The organism is Pseudomonas sp. FG43, assembly GCF_057809175.1.
Map to the genome: position 1 here is coordinate 32,110 of NZ_JBMDJL010000030.1, position 20,594 is coordinate 52,703.

Here is a 20,594-nt window from a genome sequence, read left to right on the forward strand (position 1 = left end):
GGTGCAATTACTGGCCTCTCGTCAGCGGTATGCAATGCTGGACTTGCCGTATTAGAAGGCTTTGCCAATAATGGGCGCGATTTTTGCTGCACTAACTGCTTTTCTTGATTTTTAGAATCATGAAGTTTTTGATAAGTCAATGAGGTGTTGTGGGTTTCTCGGTGCATCTGTAACTAGTTGTCGCATTGAAGAAATATCGACTTCGTACCTGCCGCTAAAATGCCCCTCACTTGTCAGAGGTCCTCTGGCCGGAATTCGGTATCAGTTGCCTGGCGTCGCTCTCTCCGGATTGTTCTTTCGCATCTTGGGCTACCGCTCACTTTGCCATTTGTCGTGTTTTACCGATGGAGTCCTGTAAATGAAAAAGCTCATGCTTCTTGGCGCGCTGGCGTTGTCTGTGCTTGCCCAGCCGGTTTTTGCCGATGAAAAACCGCTCAAGATCGGTATCGAAGCCGCTTACCCTCCGTTCGCCTCCAAAGCACCCGATGGCAGCATCGTGGGTTTTGACTACGACATCGGTAATGCCCTGTGTGAAGAGATGAAGGTCAAATGTACCTGGGTCGAGCAGGAGTTCGACGGCCTGATCCCGGCACTCAAGGTGCGCAAGATCGACGCAATCCTGTCTTCGATGTCCATCACGGACGATCGCAAGAAGTCCGTGGACTTCACCGGCAAGTACTACAATTCCCCGGCTCGTCTGGTGATGAAGGAAGGCACTGCGGTCAGCGACAGCCTCGCTGAACTCAAGGGCAAGAAAATCGGTGTGCAACGTGGCTCGATCCATGAGCGTTTTGCCCGTGAAGCCCTGGCACCGCTGGGTGTAGAAGTCACGCCTTACGGTTCCCAGAACGAAATCTATCTGGATATCACCGCTGGTCGTCTGGACGGCACCGTGGCTGACGCGACTCTGTTGCAGGACGGCTTCCTGAAAACCGACGCTGGCAAGGGCTATGCTTTCGCCGGGCCTTCGTTCACCGATCCGAAATACTTCGGTGAAGGTATCGGCATCGCCGTTCGCAAGGGCGACAAGGCCAACCTGGACCGGATCAACGCTGCCATCGCTGCGATTCGTGCCAACGGCAAGTACAAGGCAATCCAGGACAAGTACTTCGATTTCGATATCTACGGCAAGTAACGTCAGGTTCCTGATCTGGATGGCGCAAACAGGGCAGCCTGGATTGCGCCATTTTTTATACCCATGCTTGAGGACCGCACACACATGTTGAAAGGCTACGGGGCTGTAATCCTCGAAGGTGCCTGGCTGACCTTGCAGTTGGCCCTGTCATCGATGGCCCTGGCAATCGTTCTCGGTCTGATTGGCGTGGCGCTGCGTCTGTCGCCGCTGCGCTGGCTGGCGTGGCTGGGGGATCTGTATTGCACGGTGGTTCGCGGCATTCCCGATCTGGTCCTGATTCTCCTGATCTTCTACGGCGGTCAGGACCTGCTCAACAGGGTCGCGCCCTTGCTGGGCTTCGATGACTACATCGACCTCAATCCCTTGCTGGCCGGGATCGGTACGCTGGGGTTCATCTTCGGTGCCTACCTCTCCGAAACCTTTCGCGGTGCCTTCATGGCCATTCCCAAGGGGCAGGCCGAGGCAGGCATGGCTTATGGCATGAGCCGTCTCAAGGTGTTTTTCCGGATACTGGTGCCGCAGATGATTCGCCTCGCGATTCCCGGTTTTACCAATAACTGGCTGGTACTCACCAAGGCGACCGCGCTGATTTCCGTGGTCGGCCTGCAAGACATGATGTTCAAGGCCAAGCAGGCGGCAGATGCCACCCGCGAGCCTTTTACCTTTTTCCTGGCGGTAGCTGCGATGTATCTGGTGATTACCAGTGTTTCGCTGCTCGCCTTGCGTTATCTGGAAAAACGCTACTCCGTGGGCGTAAAGGCGGCTGACCTATGATCTTCGACTACAACGTCGTCTGGGAAAGCCTGCCGCTGTACTTTGGCGGCTTGCTGGTAACCCTGAAACTGCTCGGTATTTCCCTGGCTTTCGGTTTGCTCGCGGCCTTGCCGCTGGGCTTGATGCGGGTATCAAAGCGCCGCTGGGTCAATCTGCCGGCATGGCTGTATACCTACGTGATTCGTGGCACGCCTATGCTGGTGCAGTTGTTCCTGATCTATTACGGGCTGGCCCAGTTCGAGGCAGTACGCGAGAGCGTCATGTGGCCGCTGCTGTCCAGTGCCAGCTTCTGCGCCTGTCTGGCGTTTGCGATCAATACTAGCGCCTACACGGCCGAGATCATTGCCGGCAGTCTCAAGGCAACACCGGCCGGCGAGATCGAAGCGGCCAGGGCTGTGGGCATGTCTCCGTTCAAGATGTATCGCCGCATTCTGCTGCCCTCCGCGCTGCGCCGGGCGCTGCCGCAATACAGTAATGAAGTCATCATGATGCTGCAGACCACCAGTCTGGCCTCCATCGTGACCCTCATCGACATCACGGGCGCGGCGCGCACGGTCAATGCTCAGTACTACCTGCCTTTCGAGGCTTATATAACCGCAGGCGTTTTCTATTTGTGCCTGACATTCATTCTGGTGCGGCTGTTCAAGATAGCTGAACGTCGCTGGCTGGGTTACCTGGCCCCACGGAAGGTCTGACATGCAAAGAACCGATCATGTATTGCCGTGGGGCAGCCTCGGCACCGAGCGTCAACTGAGTGTCTTCCGCTTCGGCAGCGGCGAACGCAAGGCCTATATCCAGGCCAGCCTGCACGCTGACGAGTTGCCGGGTATGCGTACGGCCTGGGAGCTGAAAAAGCGCCTCGGCCAGCTTGAAGAGCAGGGCGCGCTCAAGGGCGTTATCGAGCTGGTGCCTGTGGCCAATCCGCTGGGGCTTGGGCAACTGCTGCAGGGCGCGCATCAAGGGCGTTTCGAGTTTGGCAGCGGCAAGAACTTCAACCGCGATTTCACCGAACTGAGCGAGCCTGTCGCCGAGTTGCTTGAAGGCCAGTTGGGTGACGATCCCCGCGCCAATATTCAACTGATTCGTCAGGCCATGACCGTTGCGCTTGAGCGTCTGCCTGCGCCGCAAAGCGAGTTGCAAGGCATGCAGCGTGTGCTGCTCGGTCATGCCTGCACCGCCGATGTGGTGCTCGATCTGCATTGCGATGCCGATGCGGCGCTGCACATGTATGCCTTGCCGCAACACTGGCCGCAGTGGCGTTCACTGTCGGCGCATCTGGATGTGAAGGTCGCGCTGCTGGCTGAAGACTCTGGCGGCAGTTCCTTCGATGAAGCCTGTTCGTTGCCGTGGTTGCGCCTTTCGCGAATTTTCCCCGAGGCACAGATTCCCCTGGCCTGTCTGGCGACGACCATCGAACTGGGCGGTCAGGCCGATACCGGCAAGGCCGAGGCCGAAGCTCATGCCGAAGGCATTCTGGCTTTTCTGGCCGAGCAGGGCTTTATCAGCGGCGATTGGCCGAAACCCGATCGAGAGGCCTGCGAAGGCATGCCGTTCGAGGGCACCGAATTGCTCTATGCACCTCATCCCGGCGTGGTGACGTTCCTGCGCGCTGCCGGGAGCTGGGTCGAGGTCGGCGAGCCCTTGTTTGAAGTCATCGATCCGTTATCCGATCGGGTCAGCACCATCTGTGCGAATACTGCCGGTGTGTTATTCGCTATCGAGCGGCTTCGCTATGCTCAACCGGGTTTCTGGCTGGCCAAAGTGGCGGGGCGCACTGCGCTGCGTCACGGGCGTCTGCTCAGTGACTGACTGTCTTGTGAGAATCGAAAGCATGAACAAACTGGAAGTCCAGGACCTGCACAAGCGTTATGGCAGTCATGAAGTGATCAAGGGAGTTTCCCTGACAGCCAAGGCAGGCGATGTCATCAGTATCATCGGCTCCAGCGGCTCGGGTAAAAGCACATTTCTGCGTTGCATCAATCTGCTTGAACAACCCCATGCCGGCAAGATCCTGCTCAACAACGAAGAACTCAAGCTGGTGCCGAACAAGGAAGGCGGCCTGAAGGCGGCCGACCCCAAGCAGTTGCAGCGCATGCGCTCGCGTCTGTCCATGGTGTTTCAGCACTTCAACCTGTGGTCGCACATGACGGCCTTGCAGAACATTATCGAAGCGCCGGTGCATGTGCTGGGCGTGCCGAAAAAGGAAGCGCTGGAAAAGGCCGAGCATTATCTGGCCAAGGTGGGCGTAGCCCATCGCAAGGATGCCTATCCGGGTCATATGTCCGGTGGCGAGCAGCAGCGAGTGGCGATAGCCCGTGCCTTGGCCATGGAGCCGGAGGTCATGCTGTTCGATGAACCGACCTCTGCGCTGGACCCGGAGCTGGTCGGCGACGTGCTCAAGGTCATGCAGGGGCTGGCTCAGGAGGGCCGGACCATGGTGGTGGTCACTCACGAAATGGGTTTTGCCCGTGAGGTGTCGAACCAGCTGATTTTCCTGCACCAGGGTGTGGTGCTGGAGCGGGGCGACCCGCGAGAGGTGCTGGTCAATCCGCAGTCCGAGCGTTTGCAACAGTTCCTCTCGGGCAGCCTCAAGTAATCATCGGCGTCGCTTCGGCGATGTCTTTTACAACAGAACAGGGCATGCTGCGCACCACGCAACATGACCTGCCCACTCCAGAGCGAGCCTGTTGAGGTTCAGCCCTTGAGGCGATACGTATCGGATGTCCCAATGACTGCCCATCGAATAGGTTTCCTTGTCTGGCCCGGCACCAAAGCCTTGACCCTGGCGTTGGCTGAGGAAGCCTTGCGTGTTGCCCAGAGCGTTCACCCTGACGTGGTCTATGAATTGTCATTCCTCCAGGCCGAGGTTGCCGACGAACCTGCTGTCGCGGGTGCATGGCAATTGCCGGGTGAGCCGTGGACCGGTCGCATCGACGGGTTTCAGAAGCTGTTCCTGCTGGCGGACGAGCCGCCCGCTCCGATGTCGGCGGCCCTGGCCAGTGCCCTCAAGCAAGTGGTGCGTGCCGGGTGTGCGATCGGTGGTCTTTCTGCCGGTGTGTACCCGCTGGCTCAGCTTGGCTTGCTCGACGGTTATCGGGCCGCCGTGCACTGGCGCTGGCAGGACGATTTCAGCGAGCGCTTCCCCAAAGTCATTGCGACCAGTCACTTGTTTGACTGGGATCGTGACCGGCTGACCGCCTGTGGCGGTATGTCGGTGCTGGATCTGTTGCTGGCGGTCCTGTCCCGTGATCATGGCGCGGAACTGGCCGGTGCCGTCTCCGAAGAGCTGGTGGTCGAGCGCATTCGCGAAGGCGGCGAGCGCCAGCGCATTCCGTTGCAGAATCGTCTGGGCTCCAGCCATCCGAAGCTGACCCAGGCGGTCCTGCTGATGGAGGCCAATATCGAAGAGCCGCTGACCACCGATGAAATCGCCCAGCATGTCTGCGTGTCGCGTCGGCAACTGGAGCGGATCTTCAAGCAGTACCTCAATCGCGTGCCAAGTCAGTATTACCTGGAGCTGCGTCTCAACAAGGCGCGGCAGATGCTGATGCAGACCAGCAAATCGATCATCCAGATCGGCCTGTCCTGCGGCTTCTCCTCCGGCCCGCACTTCTCCAGCGCCTACCGCAATTTCTTCGGCGCCACCCCGCGTGAAGACCGCAACCAGCGCCGCAGCAACAGCCCTTTCGAGCTATCTTCCGTTCCAGCCGAGCGTGGTTGATGGGCTTCGCGAATGAATTCGCTCCTGCGAGGTGTAGGAGCGAATTCATTCGCGAAAGCAGATAAACTGCGCCTTTGTGACGCAATATGTCGCATTGCCGAAAACTCTGAAAAAAACCGGTTTTGCGCTGTAACAAGATGTCGCCTGGCGACAAGGCCGAACAGAAATCAATCCTTACAATCTTCCCATCGCTTGCCGGTTTCAGGCAGGCGTTCCTCTTCAGGAGACTCCGATGTCCGTTGAGCAAGCTGCGGTGCAACGCGCCGATTTCGACCAGGTGATGGTCCCCAACTATGCACCGGCCGGGTTCATCCCCGTGCGTGGCGCGGGCTCCCGGGTCTGGGATCAGGCCGGGCGTGAGCTGGTGGATTTCTCCGGCGGGATTGCCGTCAACGTACTGGGCCATTGCCATCCGGCGCTGGTCGGTGCATTGACTGAGCAGGCCAACAATCTGTGGCATGTCTCCAACGTCTTCACCAACGAGCCGACCTTGCGTCTGGCCCGCAAACTGGTGGACTCGACCTTCGCCGAGCGCGTGTTCTTCTGTAACTCCGGTGCCGAGGCCAACGAAGCGGCCTTCAAACTGGCGCGTCGCGTTGCCCACGACCTTCATGGCCCGGAAAAGTACGAAATCATCGCGGCCCTGAACAGCTTCCACGGCCGCACCCTGTTTACCGTAAGCGTCGGTGGCCAGCCCAAGTACTCCGATGGTTTCGGGCCGAAGATCACGGGTATCAGCCATGTGCCATACAACGATCTGGAAGCACTGAAAGCCGCCGTGACTGACAAGACCTGCGCCGTGGTTCTGGAGCCGATCCAGGGCGAGGGCGGTGTCTTGCCTGCCGAGCTTGAATATCTGCAAGGCGCTCGCAAGCTGTGCGACGAGCACAATGCATTGCTGATCTTCGATGAAGTGCAGAGCGGCATGGGCCGTAGCGGCCATCTGTTTGCCTACATGCATTACGGCGTGACCCCGGACATCCTTTCCAGTGCCAAGAGCATTGGTGGCGGTTTCCCTCTGGCGGCAATGCTGACCACCGAGAAACTGGCCAAGCACTTTGCCGTTGGCGTACACGGCACGACCTACGGCGGCAACCCGCTGGCTTGTGCGGTAGGCGAGGCGGTGATCGATGTCGTCAATACCCCTGAGGTATTGAAGGGCGTAGAAAGCAAGCATCAGAAGTTCAAGACCCGTCTGGAAGCGATCGGCCAGCAATACGGCGTGTTCACTGAAGTGCGCGGCCTTGGCCTGCTGATCGGTTGCGTGCTGTCCGATGCCTGGAAAGGCAAGGCCAAGGACATCTTCAACGCGGCAGAAACCGAGAACCTGATGATCCTGCAAGCCGGCCCGGACGTGGTTCGCTTCGCGCCAAGTCTGGTGATCGAAGATGCCGACATCGAAGAAGGCCTGAACCGCTTCGAGCGCGCCATCGCCAAACTGACAGCCTGATTCATCGCTTGACCTTCCGGTGTTCGCCTTGTGGCGGGCGCCGGACATTTTTCCTGTGCCGGGCGGCTTTCAGGCTGCTCGGTGCTCTTTTTAGTGCCGGTGTTTCCGGCCTGTGATCTGGTAAGGAGTGGCACCATGCTGGTGATGCGCCCCGCGCAAATGGCTGACCTGGCAGAAGTCCAGCGCCTCGCCGCCGACAGTCCGATTGGTGTGACGTCCCTGCCTGACGATGCTGGTCGCCTGGGCGACAAGATCAGCGCTTCGGAAGCATCGTTCGCGGCTGAAGTCAGTTTCAATGGCGAAGAAACCTACTTCTTTGTGCTTGAAGACAGCGAGAACGGTCGTCTGGTGGGTTGTTCCGGCATCGTCGCTTCCGCGGGTTACTCCGAGCCGTTCTACAGCTTTCGTAACGAGACATTCGTGCATGCCTCCCGCGAGCTGAAGATCCATAACAAGATCCACGTCCTGTCCCAGTGCCATGACCTGACCGGCAACAGCCTGCTGACCAGCTTCTATGTGATCCCCGAACTGGTGGGCACGGCCTGGTCGGAGCTCAATTCCCGCGGCCGCTTGCTGTTTGTCGCCAGCCACCCCGAGCGTTTCGCCGATTCGGTGGTGACCGAGATCGTGGGCTACAGCGACGAGAACGGCGACTCACCGTTCTGGGATGCCATCGGCCGCAACTTCTTCGACCTGAACTACGCCGAGGCCGAACGCTTGTGTGGCCTGAAAAGCCGGACCTTCCTGGCCGAACTGATGCCGCATTATCCGATCTATGTTCCGCTCCTGACCGACGCCGCTCAGGAGGCCATGGGGCAAGTACATCCTCGTGCCCAGATCACCTTCGACATCCTGATGCGCGAAGGCTTCGAGACAGATCATTACATCGATATTTTCGACGGTGGCCCGACCTTGCACGCTCGGGTATCGGGTATTCGTTCGATTGCCCAGAGCCGTCTGGTGCCGGTCAAGATCGACACCGGCGCAACGGACGATGCCGGAAAAGGCGGGCGCCTGTATCTGGTGACCAATGGGCTGTTGCAGGATTACCGCGCAACCTTGCTGGAGCTGGACTGGGCACCCGGTCGCCCGGTGGTGTTGAGCCTGAAGGCCGCCGAGGCTCTGGGTGTCGGCGAAGGTGCCAGTGTGCGCCTTGTCGCAGTCTGATTTCGATCCAGCAGATTAGCCAGTTTTCCGGGCTCCATGAGAGCCCGGTCGAGGAGATAACATGATCGTTCGCCCCGTACGCAGCAGTGACCTGCCCGCACTGATCGAGTTGGCGCGCAGCACTGGCGCAGGCCTGACGACATTGCCTGCCAATGAGCAGCGCCTGGCGCATCGGGTGGGTTGGGCAGAGAAGTCCTTTCGTGGCGAAGCCGAGCGTGCCGATGCCGATTACCTGTTCGTGCTCGAAGACGATGACGGGCGTGTGATCGGGATTTCTGCCATTGCCGGCGCCGTGGGATTGCGCGAGCCCTGGTACAACTACCGCGTCGGGCTGACAGTCAGTGCCTCTCAGGAACTCAATATCTATCGTGAGATTCCGACCCTGTTCCTGGCCAACGACCTGACCGGCAACTCCGAACTGTGCTCGCTGTTCCTGCACAGCGATTCGCGCACCGGTCTCAATGGCCGCCTGCTGTCCAAGGCGCGCATGCTGTTCATTGCCGAGTTCCCGAAACTGTTCGGCAACAAGATCATCGCCGAGATGCGCGGCATGTCCGATGAGAACGGGCGTTCCCCGTTCTGGGAAAGTCTGGGGCGACACTTCTTCAAGATGGAGTTCAGCCAGGCCGATTACCTGACCGGTGTTGGCAACAAGGCTTTCATCGCCGAATTGATGCCCAAGTTTCCGCTGTACACCTGTTTTCTTTCGCAAGATGCGCGCAGTGTCATTGGCCGTGTTCATGCTGACACCGAACCCGCTCTGACGATGCTCAAGAGCGAGGGGTTCAACTATCAGGGTTATGTCGACATTTTCGATGCAGGCCCTGCCATCGAGTGTGAAACCACCAGGATCCGTGCCGTGCGTGACAGCCAGACACTGGTGCTGGCCATCGGTACGCCCGGTGATGATGCGCCGAAATTCCTGATCTATAACCGCAAGCGCGAAGAGGGCCGGATTACCATCGGGCAGGCTCGCATGGCGGCCGGTGCGCTGGTGGTCGACCCGCTGACGGCCCGGCGTCTGCGCATGAGCCCGGGCGACAATGTGCGTGCGGTGCCTTTGTCTGCGGTGCGGGAGGGCGTTTGATGAGCACGCTGTATATCGCAGGTGCCTGGCAGGCCGGACAGGGCGAAGCATTCGATTCGTTGAACCCGGTGTCCCAGCAAGTGCTGTGGTCCGGTCAGAGTGCAAGTGCCGCTCAGGTCGAGACGGCCGTGCAGGCGGCGCGTCAGGCTTTTGCGAGCTGGGCTTCGCGCTCGCTGGAAGATCGTATTTCGGTGCTGGAAGCGTTTGCTGCCAGCCTCAAGAATCATGCGGACGAACTTTCGCATTGCATTGGTGAGGAAACCGGCAAGCCGCTCTGGGAGTCGGCTACCGAAGTGACCAGCATGGTCAACAAGATTGCCATCTCGGTGCAGAGCTACCGTGAGCGAACCGGCGAAAAGAGTGGTCCGCTGGGCGATGCCACAGCGGTGTTGCGCCACAAGCCTCATGGCGTGGTGGCGGTCTTTGGCCCTTACAATTTCCCCGGCCATTTACCCAATGGGCATATCGTGCCTGCACTGCTGGCGGGCAACACGGTGCTGTTCAAACCCAGTGAGCTGACGCCAAAGGTTGCCGAGTTGACGGTCAAGTGCTGGATCGAAGCCGGCTTGCCCGCTGGTGTATTGAATCTCCTGCAAGGCGGGCGCGAGACGGGTATTGCTCTGGCGGCCAATCCGGGGATCGACGGCCTGTTCTTTACCGGCTCCAGCCGTACCGGCAATGCCTTGCATCAGCAATTCGCCGGGCGTCCGGACAAGATTCTGGCACTGGAGATGGGTGGCAATAACCCGCTGGTGGTCGATCAGGTTCAGGATGTCGATGCCGCGGTGTACACCGTGATTCAATCGGCCTTCATTTCTGCGGGCCAGCGCTGTACCTGCGCCCGTCGCTTGCTGGTGCCGCAAGGTGCCTGGGGCGATGCATTCCTGGCTCGGCTGGTGGCAGTGACTGCAACCCTTGAAGTCGGAGCGTTCGACCGGCAGCCTGCGCCGTTCATGGGGTCGGTGATTTCTCTGGAAGCGGCTTCTGCATTGCTTGCCGCTCAGGCGGATCTGCTGGCCAAAGGCGCAGTTGCGTTGCTGGAAATGACCCGGCCGCAGGATCAGGCCGCCTTGCTCACGCCGGGTATTCTCGATGTGAGCGCTGTCAGCGAGCGTCCTGACGAGGAACTGTTCGGCCCGTTGTTGCAGGTGATTCGCTACGCCGATTTCGATGCCGCCATCGCTGAAGCCAACGACACGCAATATGGTCTGGCCGCAGGCCTGCTGTCGGACTCCGAAGCGCGTTACAAGCAGTTCTGGCTGCAAAGCCGCGCCGGTATCGTCAACTGGAACAAGCAACTGACCGGGGCGGCGAGCAGTGCGCCTTTCGGTGGTGTCGGGGCTTCGGGCAATCATCGGGCCAGCGCCTATTACGCCGCGGATTATTGCGCTTATCCGGTAGCGTCGCTGGAGGCTGGGGCGTTGACCTTGCCCGCAGCGCTGACACCGGGCGTCAAGCTTGATTGATAGCAGCACTGCACAAAGATGCACCTATAAAAACAGATCTACGGAGCCTTGCCGATGAAATCCTGTGAAGTCAATTTTGACGGTCTGGTTGGGCCTACTCACAACTACGGCGGTCTGTCCTACGGTAATGTGGCTTCTCAGCGCAATAGCCAGCAGTGCTCCAACCCTCGCGAAGCGGCATTGCAGGGGCTGGCGAAAATGAAGGCGCTGATGGACATGGGATTTACCCAGGGTGTACTTGCACCCCAGGAGCGTCCTGATGTGGCGGGCCTGCGTCAACTGGGTTTCAGTGGCAGCGATGCTCAGGTGATCGAGCAGGCTGCAAAGGATGATATGCCGCTGCTGGTCGCCAGTTGTTCGGCATCGAGCATGTGGGTCGCCAATGCCGCGACTGTCAGCCCGAGTGCCGACACCGCCGATGGCCGCGTGCATTTCACGGCCGCCAACCTGAACTGCAAATATCACCGCAGCATCGAGCATCCGACCACCAGCCGTGTGCTGAGCGCGATGTTCGCCAACGAGCACCATTTTGCCCATCATGCTGCGCTGCCAGCAGTTGCACAGTTTGGCGATGAAGGTGCGGCTAACCATACGCGCTTCTGCCGGGATTATGGCCAGGCGGGGGTGGAGTTTTTCGTGTTCGGGCGCAGTGCTTTTGACACGCGCTACCCTGCGCCGCAGAAATACCCGGCCAGGCAGACCCTTGAAGCGTCCAGGGCTGTGGCCCGGCTGCACGGCCTGAGTGATAGCGGCGTGGTCTACGGTCAGCAGAACCCGGCCGTGATCGATCAGGGCGTGTTTCATAACGACGTCATCGCGGTGGGCAATGGCGAAGTGCTGTTCCATCACGAGGATGCGTTTCTCAATACCGAATCGATGCTGAACGAACTGCACGACAAGCTCAGCCGTACCGGTGGCCTGTTTCAGGCGATCTGCGTGCCGCGAGACGAAGTGTCGGTCGAGGACGCCGTGCGTTCCTACCTGTTCAACAGCCAGCTCTTGTCCCGCGCCGATGGTTCGATGCTGTTGATCGTGCCTCAGGAGTGCCAGGCCAATCTGCGCGTCTGGAATTACTTGCAGCGACTGCTTGCCGATGGCGGCCCGATCCGGGAAGTGAAGGTCTTCGACCTCAAGCAAAGCATGCAGAACGGTGGTGGTCCGGCGTGTCTGCGCTTGCGTGTGGCCCTTAACGAAACCGAGCTGGCGGCGGTCAACCCTGGCGTCATCATGACCGTGCCGTTATACGAAACCCTGACCCGATGGGTCGATAAGCACTACCGTGATCGCATGAGCGAAAGCGATCTGGCTGATCCACAATTGTTGACTGAATGCCGCACAGCATTGGATGAGCTCACGCAAATCCTTAAACTGGGCAGCGTTTACCCCTTTCAACTGGTTTGAAAGTTCTGACGCGCAGGCACTGATGCCCTGCGCGTGATTTCCATCTCTATAGAGAATCCCGAACATGAGCGACGCCCTGCAACTGATCCTTGAAGACACCGATGGCACCCAGCTGGAAACTTCCTGCACCCGCGTAGCCGTCCTCTGGCAGGGTAAAGAGCTGTGGATTCAGCAAGACGGCCGTGGCCAGTTGCTGATTGGTGTCGACGTTGAAGAAGGCGATGCCGAATACGCCAACCTCCTGCTGCGCCCTCTGGCCACCAACCTGGTCAGCCTGCAACTGGAAATGGAGCCGGCTGATCCGAGTGACGCTGAAGAAGACGGTCACGTACACGGCCCGGACTGCAATCACTGATCAGGAGCCTGCCTATGCTCGCCCTCGGTAAACTGCTTGAACTGACTCTGGCCGGGCGCGAGCCCACGGAAAAGACTCAACTGACCGTCGGCGGCGTGCGTATGCGCTGGCTGGGCGAAGGTGCGCTGGAAGTGCGTGCGCCTCAGGACCTGGACAACGGCACTGACTTGCTGTTTTCCGCCGGTATCCATGGCAACGAAACAGCGCCCATCGAGCTGCTGGACGAATTGATCCGCAGCATTGCACGCGGCGACCTCAAGCCGCGTGCCCGCATTCTGTTCCTGTTCGGCAACCCCGAGGCCATGCGACGTGGCGCTCGTTATGTCGAGCAGGACGTCAACCGGCTGTTCAATGGGCGTCATGAGCAAAGTGGCGGTTCAGAGGCCATGCGTGCCTGTGAGCTGGAGCGTCTGGCGGCCAGCTTTTTCAGTGTGCCGGACCGCTATCGCTTGCATTACGACCTGCACACGGCCATTCGCGGCTCGAAGATCGAGCAGTTTGCCCTGTATCCCTGGAAAGAAGGACGCCAGCATTCCCGCCGTGAACTGGCGCGCCTGCGCACTGCCGGCATGAGCGCGGTACTGCTGCAGAACAAGCCTTCCATCGTATTCAGTGCCTATACCTACGATCAGCTCGGAGCCGAGTCTTTCACGCTGGAACTGGGCAAGGCCCGGCCATTTGGTCATAACCAGCAGGTTAACCTCACGCCTCTGCGCAAGGTTCTGGAGCAGATGATCGAAGGTGTCGAACCTGAGTCGAGCGATGACCTGGAGGGCTTGCAGCTATTCAGCGTGGCGCGGGAGATCATCAAGCGCAGCGATGCATTCACCCTCAACCTGCCTGACGACGTGCAAAATTTTGCGCCGCTGGAAAAAGGCTATGTGCTTGCCGAAGACGCGGGTGGCTCGCGCTGGGTGGTGGAGGAGGAAGGGGCGCGGATCATCTTCCCCAATCCGAAAGTCGGGAATGGTTTGCGCGCCGGGATTCTGATCGTCCCGGCGGTGTAACTTTATCGGCTTCTTCGCGAATGAATTCGCTCCTACTGGACCGGTGTAGGAGCGAATTTATTCGCGAAAATCAGCTGGCGGCTTTCTGCAGCGGCTCAAGACGGCGCAGTGCGCGAACCTTGTTCAGGGTATCGGCACAGGTCTTGGCCGCTTCCTCACCCTTGTGTACGAAATGCTCGAAGAAGAACTTGTGATGCTCTTCGCCTGCATGGAAATGGTGAGGGGTCAGGACCACCGAGAAAACCGGCACTTCGGTTTCCAGTTGAACCTGCATCAGTGCGCTGACCACTGATTGCGCCACGAACTCGTGACGATAGATACCGCCATCCACCACCAGACCGGCAGCGATGATGCCTGCATAGCGGCCAGTGTTGGCCAGCAGTTTTGCATGCAGGGGAATTTCAAAGGCGCCGCCGACTTCAAAGAAATCGATATCACTCTCGGTGTAGCCATGGTTGGCCATTTCAGCGACGAAGCCTTTGCGGCTCTGGTCGACAATATCCTTGTGCCAGCAGGCCTGGATAAAGGCAATGCGCTCGTTCGAGTGGTTTTTGCTTTTGCTGTCGATTGCAGTAGGTTGCACGTGTTCTGACTCCTGTTTATGAAAAAAACAGGGCATTGGATCGAAAGGGATGCAGGTTACGTAAGAAAACCTCATGAACCTTGTAGTTCATGCAGAGGTTTTGCAGACGGTCCTGTGGACGCTATCCCGTTCTCTCTTCATCCGGACTATGACCGTCGGCCCCGGAATCACACCGGGTCTGCTGACCTTGAAGAGCTTCAGTTCAAGCCTGAATCCCGCCAAGCGCTCGCGGGCTAGACGCATTGCGCGCCATTACCGCCGGTGGGGAATTACACCCCGCCCTGAGAACGTTACCGACATTGTCTGTTGTCGGGGCGGGATTTTTATCACAGTTTTTTCCATCATGCATGGACACTTTCGTACGGTGTCCCTACCTTTTGCTTATAAGAGGATTGGAGTGCCGTCGGCCTGGGACCTTGATTATCATGTCAAACCTCAGTAATGCCTTGTTGCAACCTTGAGGTTGCCTGCATTATCGGCCTTCGAGTTTTCAGGGAGCGTTTTCGTGACTGTTATCGATCTGCGTAGTGACACTGTGACCCAGCCAACCGCTGGCATGCTTGACGCTATGGCGCATGCCCCCGTCGGGGATGACGTCTACGGTGAGGACCCCACAGTCAATCTTCTTGAAGCCACACTGGCGAAGCGCCTGGGTTTTGCTGAGGCTCTGTTTGTGCCCACGGGTACGATGAGCAACCTGTTGGCCTTGATGGCGCATTGTGAGCGTGGTGATGAATACATCGTCGGCCAGCAGGCTCACACCTATAAATATGAAGGTGGCGGAGCGGCGGTATTGGGTTCGATCCAGCCTCAGCCGCTGGAAGTCCAGGCCGATGGTTCGCTGGACCTGAATCAGGTGCTGGCAAGCATCAAGCCCGATGATTTTCATTTTGCCCGCACACGTCTGCTGGCTCTGGAAAACACCATGCAGGGCAAGGTGTTGCCATTGAGCTATCTGGCAGCGGCCCGCAAGTTCACCGAAGAGCACGGTCTGGCCCTGCATCTGGACGGTGCGCGTTTATATAACGCAGCGGTCAGGCTTGGCGTCGATGCCCGTGAAATTGCTGGCTACTTCGATTCGGTGTCGGTGTGTCTGTCCAAGGGGCTTGGCGCACCAGTGGGGTCTGTGCTGTGCGGCTCACCGGAACTGATCGCCAAGGCTCGTCGCCTGCGCAAGATGGTCGGTGGCGGCATGCGTCAGGCCGGGATTCTGGCGGCTGCCGGTTTGTATGCGCTTGATCATCAGGTCGAACGCCTGGCCGAGGACCATGCCAATGCGGCATTTCTGGCCGCGGGCTTGAGCGAGCTGGGGTATGAGGTCGAGCCTGTGCAGACCAACATGGTGTATGTGCAGATGGGTGAGCGTGCTCATTCGCTCAAGGCATTCTGTGCCGAGCGCGACATCAAGCTCAGCGCTGCGCCACGCCTGCGCATGGTTACTCACCTTGATGTATCCCGTGCTCAGCTTGAACGGGTCATTGCAGTATTCGCCGAGTTTTCACGCATATAAGATGCCGATAGTCCAGTTACTGGTTTCTATCGTACAAACACGCTGTACCGAGGACGCAACGCCTATATAATGCGGCCCTTTGCCGTTGCTACGTCATTTTGGCGTCATGCACTGCTTCTGGCCGCAGTCTCCGTGGAAGAACCTATGAAAAGCGCAGAAATCCGTGAAGCCTTCCTTGGCTTCTTCGAAGAGCAAGGCCACACACGTGTCGCCTCCAGCTCCTTGATTCCGGGCAATGACCCAACCCTGCTGTTCACCAACGCAGGTATGAACCAGTTCAAGGATTGCTTCCTGGGCCAGGAAAAGCGTGCCTATACCCGCGCTGTCACCAGCCAGAAATGCGTGCGTGCCGGTGGCAAGCACAACGATCTGGAAAACGTCGGCTACACCGCTCGTCACCATACTTTCTTCGAGATGCTGGGCAACTTCAGCTTCGGTGACTATTTCAAGCGCGATGCGATCACTTACGCCTGGACCTTCCTCACTTCTGAAAAGTGGCTGAACCTGCCCAAGGAAAAACTCTGGGTAACGGTCTACGCCACCGATGACGAAGCCTACGATATCTGGACCAAGGACATCGGCATTCCGGCCGAGCGCATGGTCCGTATCGGCGACAACAAAGGCGCGCCTTATGCGTCCGACAACTTCTGGACCATGGGCGATACCGGCCCGTGCGGCCCTTGCTCCGAGATTTTCTTCGATCACGGCCCTGAAATCTGGGGTGGCCCGCCAGGCTCGCCGGAAGAAGACGGCGACCGTTACATCGAAATCTGGAACAACGTTTTCATGCAGTTCAACCGTACTGCCGATGGCGTACTGCACCCGTTGCCAGCACCGTCGGTGGATACCGGTATGGGGCTTGAGCGTGTCAGCGCAGTCCTGCAGCACGTGCATTCCAACTATGAAATCGACCTGTTCCAGAGCCTGCTGGCCGCTTCGGCCAAGGCCATCGGTTGCAGCAACGACAATCAGGCATCGCTCAAGGTCGTAGCGGATCACATTCGCTCCTGCGGTTTCCTGATTGCCGATGGTGTTCTGCCGTCCAACGAAGGTCGTGGCTATGTATTGCGCCGCATCATTCGTCGGGCCTGCCGCCATGGCAACAAGCTGGGTGCCAAGGGCAGCTTCTTCCATCAGATCGTGGCCGCTCTGGTTGCCGAGATGGGCACTGCATTCCCTGAGCTGACTCAGCAGCAGGCGCATATCGAGCGTGTGCTCAAGGCTGAAGAAGAACAGTTTGCCAAGACTCTGGAGCAGGGCCTGAAAATCCTTGAACAGGATCTGGCCGAGCTCAAGGGCACTGTTGTGCCTGGCGAAATCGTGTTCAAGCTTTACGACACCTACGGTTTCCCGATGGACCTGACGGGCGATATCGCCCGCGAACGTAACCTGACCCTCGACGAGGCGGGTTTCGAGCGCGAGATGGAAGCCCAGCGTGAGCGTGCCCGTTCGGCCAGTTCGTTCGGCATGGACTACAACAGCCTGGTCAAGGTTGATGTCGCGACCCAGTTCACCGGCTATACCGCCACCAGCGGTGCAGCACAGATCGTTGCTCTTTATAAGGACGGTCAGTCGGTCGAGCAGTTGAGCGAAGGCGAAGAGGGCGTCGTGATTCTCGACACCACGCCGTTCTATGCCGAATCGGGTGGTCAGATCGGTGACAGCGGTTACTTGCAGGCGGGTGCCGTACGTTTCGATGTTCGCGATACCACCAAGACCGGCGGCGCATTCCTGCACCACGGCGTTGTTGTCGCTGGCAGCCTGAAAGTCGGTGTGCAGCTTGAAGCCCAGGTTGCTGCCGAGGTTCGTCTTGCGACTTCGCTGAACCACTCTGCCACTCACTTGCTGCACGCTGCATTGCGTCAGGTGCTGGGTGAGCATGTCCAGCAGAAAGGCTCGCTGGTCGACAGTCAGCGTCTGCGCTTCGACTTCAGCCATTTCGAGGCCATCAAGCCCGAGCAACTGCGGGCTCTGGAAGATATCGTCAACGCTGAGGTTCGCAAGAACACTCCGGTCGTCACTGAAGAAACCGATATCGAAACCGCCAAGAAGAAGGGCGCCATGGCGCTGTTCGGCGAGAAGTACGGCGACAGCGTGCGCGTACTGAGCATGGGCGGTGAATTCTCCGTTGAGCTGTGTGGCGGTATTCACGCCAACCGTACCGGTGATATCGCACTGTTCAAGATTGTCAGCGAAGGTGGCGTGGCCGCAGGCGTGCGCCGTATCGAAGCTGTGACCGGTGCAGCCGCACTGGCCTGGCTGAACTCGGCTGAAGATCAACTCAAGGAAGCCGCGACCCTGGTCAAGGGGAATCGCGACAACCTGCTGGACAAGTTGTCGGCTGTGCTTGAGCGCAACCGTCAGCTGGAAAAACAACTGGAGCAGTTGCAGGCCAAGGCTGCCAGCGCGGCGGGCGATGATCTGTCTGCCGCTGCCCTGGACGTCAAAGGGGTCAAGGTTCTGGCTACCCGCCTGGATGGTCAGGATGGCAAGGCGCTGTTGGCGCTGGTCGACCAGTTGAAGAACAAGCTCGGCCGCGCAGTGATCCTGCTCGGCAGTGTTCATGAGGACAAGGTTGTCTTGGTTGCAGGCGTGACCAAGGACCTGACTGGCCAACTCAAAGCCGGTGATTTGATGAAACAAGCGGCCGCTGCCGTCGGTGGTAAAGGTGGCGGGCGTCCTGACATGGCTCAAGGTGGTGGTGTCGATGCCGGTGCTCTGGATGCAGCGCTGGCTCTGACCGTTCCTTTTGTAGAGCAGGGTATCTGAGTCGAACCTCCAGGCCTGTCAGTGCATGACAGGCCCGGCACTTGGATTTGAGAATTAATGGGTGCCCTTAACGGGTTCTGAGGCGGCTTTGAGATGGCTTTGATCGTACAAAAATTTGGAGGCACCTCTGTTGGCTCTGTAGAGCGCATCGAGCAGGTAGCCGACAAGGTTAAGAAGTTCCGTGAAGCGGGCGATGATCTGGTGGTCGTATTGTCGGCCATGAGCGGTGAAACCAATCGCCTGATCGAACTGGCCAAACAGATCAGCGATCAGCCGGTTCCTCGTGAACTGGATGTGATCGTGTCCACCGGCGAGCAGGTCACCATTGCCTTGCTGGCGATGGCGCTGATGAAGCGCGGCGTGCCTGCGGTGTCCTACACCGGTAATCAGGTGCGTATCCTGACCGACAGCGCCCACAACAAGGCGCGTATCCTTCAGATCGACGATCAGAAGATCCGCTCCGACCTCAAGGCAGGTCGTGTCGTGGTTGTCGCCGGTTTCCAGGGTGTCGACGAGAACGGCAACATCACCACGCTCGGTCGTGGCGGTTCCGACACCACTGGCGTGGCGCTGGCTGCTGCCTTGAAGGCCGACGAGTGCCAGATCTACACCGACGTGGATGGCGTGTATACCACCGATCCGCGTGTCGTTTCGCAAGCTCAGCGTCTGGACAAGATCACCTTCGAAGAGATGCTGGAAATGGCCAGCCTCGGTTCCAAGGTGCTGCAGATCCGTGCGGTAGAGTTCGCAGGCAAATACAACGTCCCGCTGCGCGTTCTGCACAGCTTCAAGGAGGGGCCGGGCACCCTCATTACCATTGATGAAGAGGAATCCATGGAACAGCCGATCATTTCCGGCATCGCTTTCAACCGCGATGAAGCCAAGCTGACTATCCGTGGTGTGCCAGACACGCCGGGTGTTGCCTTCAAGATTCTCGGCCCGATCAGTGCTGCGAACATCGAAGTCGACATGATCGTGCAGAATGTCGCGCACGATAACACCACCGATTTCACCTTCACGATCCATCGCAACGACTATCAGTCGGCGTTGCAGGTCCTGGAAACCACCGCCCGCGAAATCGGTGCTCGTGAGGTTTCCGGTGATACCAAGATTGCCAAGGTTTCCATCGTCGGCGTCGGCATGCGTTCCCACGCAGGTGTTGCCAGCCGCATGTTCGAGGCTCTGGCAAAGGAAGGTATCAACATCCAGATGATCTCCACTTCGGAAATCAAGGTCTCGGTGGTGATCGAAGAGAAGTATCTGGAGCTGGCCGTGCGCGCATTGCACACAGCCTTTGAGCTGGATGCTCCTCGGCAGGGTGAGTGATCTGCCATTGACGGGCGCGGCTTGACCGCGCCTTTCGTTTTCCTGTGCTGCACGCAAAGACTGTTCTTTTCTTCGCGTTAGTCAATACTCAGGCTTGGCTCGTGGCTTTTTCGTCGCAGGCTTGTGCCTACTGGTTTTGCAGACTGTTGTTCCTGAAATGCATAAGGAGAAAGGTATGCTGATTTTGACTCGTCGGTGCGCAGAAAGCCTGATCATTGGTGATGGTGAAATCACAGTGACTGTGCTCGGCGTCAAGGGTAATCAAGTGCGTATTGGTGTCAATGCGCCCAAGGAAGTCGCTGTGCATCGTGAAGAAATTTACCTGCGCATCAAGAAAGAGAAGGACGAAGAACCAAGCCATTAATTTTTATTGAATTTTTGGTTTGCAAACGGGGAAAAGGGTGGTTATTATACGCCCCGTGTTGCGGAGAGCTGGCCGAGTGGCCGAAGGCGCTCCCCTGCTAAGGGAGTACACCTCACAAGGGTGTCGGGGGTTCGAATCCCCCGTTCTCCGCCATTATTTCTGTAGTGCGTTGAATCTGGCTTCTTCTGTAAGTTGTTGAAATTACTAGAAAAAGTGCTTTACAAAATGATTTAACGACCTATAATGCGCGGCACCAACACATGCACTCGTAGCTCAGCTGGATAGAGTACTCGGCTACGAACCGAGCGGTCACAGGTTCGAATCCTGTCGAGTGCACCATTTAAGGTTAACTGGTCTGATGTAGTTAAATACAGACTTCCAGATAACTGGCTTCAACCAGAGGTGATCTGGTCTAAAAATACCAATGCACTCGTAGCTCAGCTGGATAGAGTACTCGGCTACGAACCGAGCGGTCACAG

18 protein-coding genes, 2 tRNA genes and 1 riboswitch are annotated in these 20,594 nt (G+C 58.3%); of the genes, 19 read left to right on the plus strand and 1 reads right to left on the minus strand.

The window, feature by feature from the left end:
• The first annotated feature begins 358 nt into the window (after positions 1–358).
• The 13 genes from ACODS3_RS25515 (at position 359) to astE (ending at position 13,563) form a co-directional block, all read left to right on the plus strand.
• Positions 359–1,135, plus strand: a complete 777-nt coding sequence (locus ACODS3_RS25515) for an ABC transporter substrate-binding protein (protein ID WP_201017842.1) — start codon at positions 359–361, stop codon at positions 1,133–1,135.
• A gap of 84 nt (positions 1,136–1,219) precedes the next feature.
• Positions 1,220–1,909, plus strand: coding sequence for an ABC transporter permease (locus ACODS3_RS25520; RefSeq protein WP_201003439.1), 690 nt, complete (start codon positions 1,220–1,222; stop codon positions 1,907–1,909).
• Entirely contained in the window at positions 1,906–2,604 is a 699-nt protein-coding gene (locus ACODS3_RS25525) for an ABC transporter permease (protein ID WP_201017841.1), read from the plus strand. Before ACODS3_RS25520 ends, ACODS3_RS25525 begins: the two co-directional genes overlap by 4 nt.
• Position 2,605: 1 nt before the next feature.
• Complete coding sequence (locus ACODS3_RS25530; RefSeq protein ID WP_201003435.1) at positions 2,606–3,718, plus strand: succinylglutamate desuccinylase/aspartoacylase family protein; 1,113 nt, start codon at positions 2,606–2,608, stop codon at positions 3,716–3,718.
• Positions 3,719–3,740: 22 nt separating this feature from the next.
• Positions 3,741–4,505 (plus strand): ABC transporter ATP-binding protein, encoded by a 765-nt coding sequence (locus ACODS3_RS25535; RefSeq protein WP_201003433.1) that lies wholly within the window; start codon positions 3,741–3,743, stop codon positions 4,503–4,505.
• A gap of 132 nt (positions 4,506–4,637) precedes the next feature.
• Complete coding sequence (locus ACODS3_RS25540) at positions 4,638–5,630, plus strand: GlxA family transcriptional regulator (protein ID WP_201003431.1); 993 nt, start codon at positions 4,638–4,640, stop codon at positions 5,628–5,630.
• A 232-nt stretch (positions 5,631–5,862) separates the two neighbouring features.
• Entirely contained in the window at positions 5,863–7,080 is a 1,218-nt protein-coding gene (locus ACODS3_RS25545) for an aspartate aminotransferase family protein (protein WP_201003429.1), read from the plus strand.
• 135 nt (positions 7,081–7,215) lie between these two features.
• Positions 7,216–8,247: an arginine/ornithine succinyltransferase subunit alpha gene (aruF, locus tag ACODS3_RS25550; protein ID WP_201017840.1), complete on the plus strand. Its 1,032-nt coding sequence runs from the start codon at positions 7,216–7,218 to the stop codon at positions 8,245–8,247.
• Positions 8,248–8,308: 61 nt separating this feature from the next.
• Entirely contained in the window at positions 8,309–9,334 is a 1,026-nt protein-coding gene (gene astA / locus ACODS3_RS25555; protein WP_201017839.1) for an arginine N-succinyltransferase, read from the plus strand.
• On the plus strand, positions 9,331–10,800 hold the full coding sequence (astD, locus tag ACODS3_RS25560; protein WP_489036818.1) for a succinylglutamate-semialdehyde dehydrogenase: 1,470 nt from the start codon (positions 9,331–9,333) through the stop codon (positions 10,798–10,800). Before astA ends, astD begins: the two co-directional genes overlap by 4 nt.
• Before the next feature lie 54 nt (positions 10,801–10,854).
• Positions 10,855–12,201: an N-succinylarginine dihydrolase gene (gene astB, locus ACODS3_RS25565; RefSeq protein ID WP_201003421.1), complete on the plus strand. Its 1,347-nt coding sequence runs from the start codon at positions 10,855–10,857 to the stop codon at positions 12,199–12,201.
• A gap of 64 nt (positions 12,202–12,265) precedes the next feature.
• Complete coding sequence (locus ACODS3_RS25570) at positions 12,266–12,556, plus strand: topoisomerase II (protein WP_201003420.1); 291 nt, start codon at positions 12,266–12,268, stop codon at positions 12,554–12,556.
• A 14-nt stretch (positions 12,557–12,570) separates the two neighbouring features.
• Positions 12,571–13,563: a succinylglutamate desuccinylase gene (astE, locus tag ACODS3_RS25575; protein WP_201017837.1), complete on the plus strand. Its 993-nt coding sequence runs from the start codon at positions 12,571–12,573 to the stop codon at positions 13,561–13,563.
• A 70-nt stretch (positions 13,564–13,633) separates the two neighbouring features.
• Here the strand turns inward: astE and ACODS3_RS25580 are convergent, their stop codons facing one another.
• The gene (locus ACODS3_RS25580) at positions 13,634–14,146 is read right to left on the minus strand and encodes a 6,7-dimethyl-8-ribityllumazine synthase (protein WP_201017836.1); all 513 of its coding nucleotides are present in this window, start codon (positions 14,144–14,146) and stop codon (positions 13,634–13,636) included.
• 124 nt (positions 14,147–14,270) lie between these two features.
• A riboswitch (FMN riboswitch) is annotated at positions 14,271–14,439 on the minus strand.
• Between the two features lie 212 nt (positions 14,440–14,651).
• Between ACODS3_RS25580 and ltaE the strand changes: the two genes are divergently transcribed.
• The 6 genes from ltaE to ACODS3_RS25610 all read left to right on the plus strand — a co-directional run bounded on the left by ltaE (position 14,652) and on the right by ACODS3_RS25610 (position 20,454).
• On the plus strand, positions 14,652–15,656 hold the full coding sequence (gene ltaE / locus ACODS3_RS25585) for a low-specificity L-threonine aldolase (protein WP_201003414.1): 1,005 nt from the start codon (positions 14,652–14,654) through the stop codon (positions 15,654–15,656).
• A 144-nt stretch (positions 15,657–15,800) separates the two neighbouring features.
• The gene (gene alaS / locus ACODS3_RS25590; RefSeq protein ID WP_201017835.1) at positions 15,801–18,425 is read left to right on the plus strand and encodes an alanine--tRNA ligase; all 2,625 of its coding nucleotides are present in this window, start codon (positions 15,801–15,803) and stop codon (positions 18,423–18,425) included.
• 93 nt (positions 18,426–18,518) lie between these two features.
• The gene (locus tag ACODS3_RS25595; RefSeq protein WP_122313746.1) at positions 18,519–19,751 is read left to right on the plus strand and encodes an aspartate kinase; all 1,233 of its coding nucleotides are present in this window, start codon (positions 18,519–18,521) and stop codon (positions 19,749–19,751) included.
• Between the two features lie 175 nt (positions 19,752–19,926).
• Positions 19,927–20,115 carry a carbon storage regulator CsrA gene (csrA, locus tag ACODS3_RS25600; protein WP_002554426.1) on the plus strand — a complete coding sequence of 63 codons (189 nt, stop codon included), beginning with the start codon at positions 19,927–19,929 and terminating at the stop codon, positions 20,113–20,115.
• Between the two features lie 62 nt (positions 20,116–20,177).
• Positions 20,178–20,268 (plus strand) — tRNA-Ser (locus ACODS3_RS25605).
• A 109-nt stretch (positions 20,269–20,377) separates the two neighbouring features.
• Positions 20,378–20,454: transfer RNA gene (locus tag ACODS3_RS25610), tRNA-Arg, on the plus strand.
• The last annotated feature ends 140 nt before the right edge of the window (positions 20,455–20,594 follow it).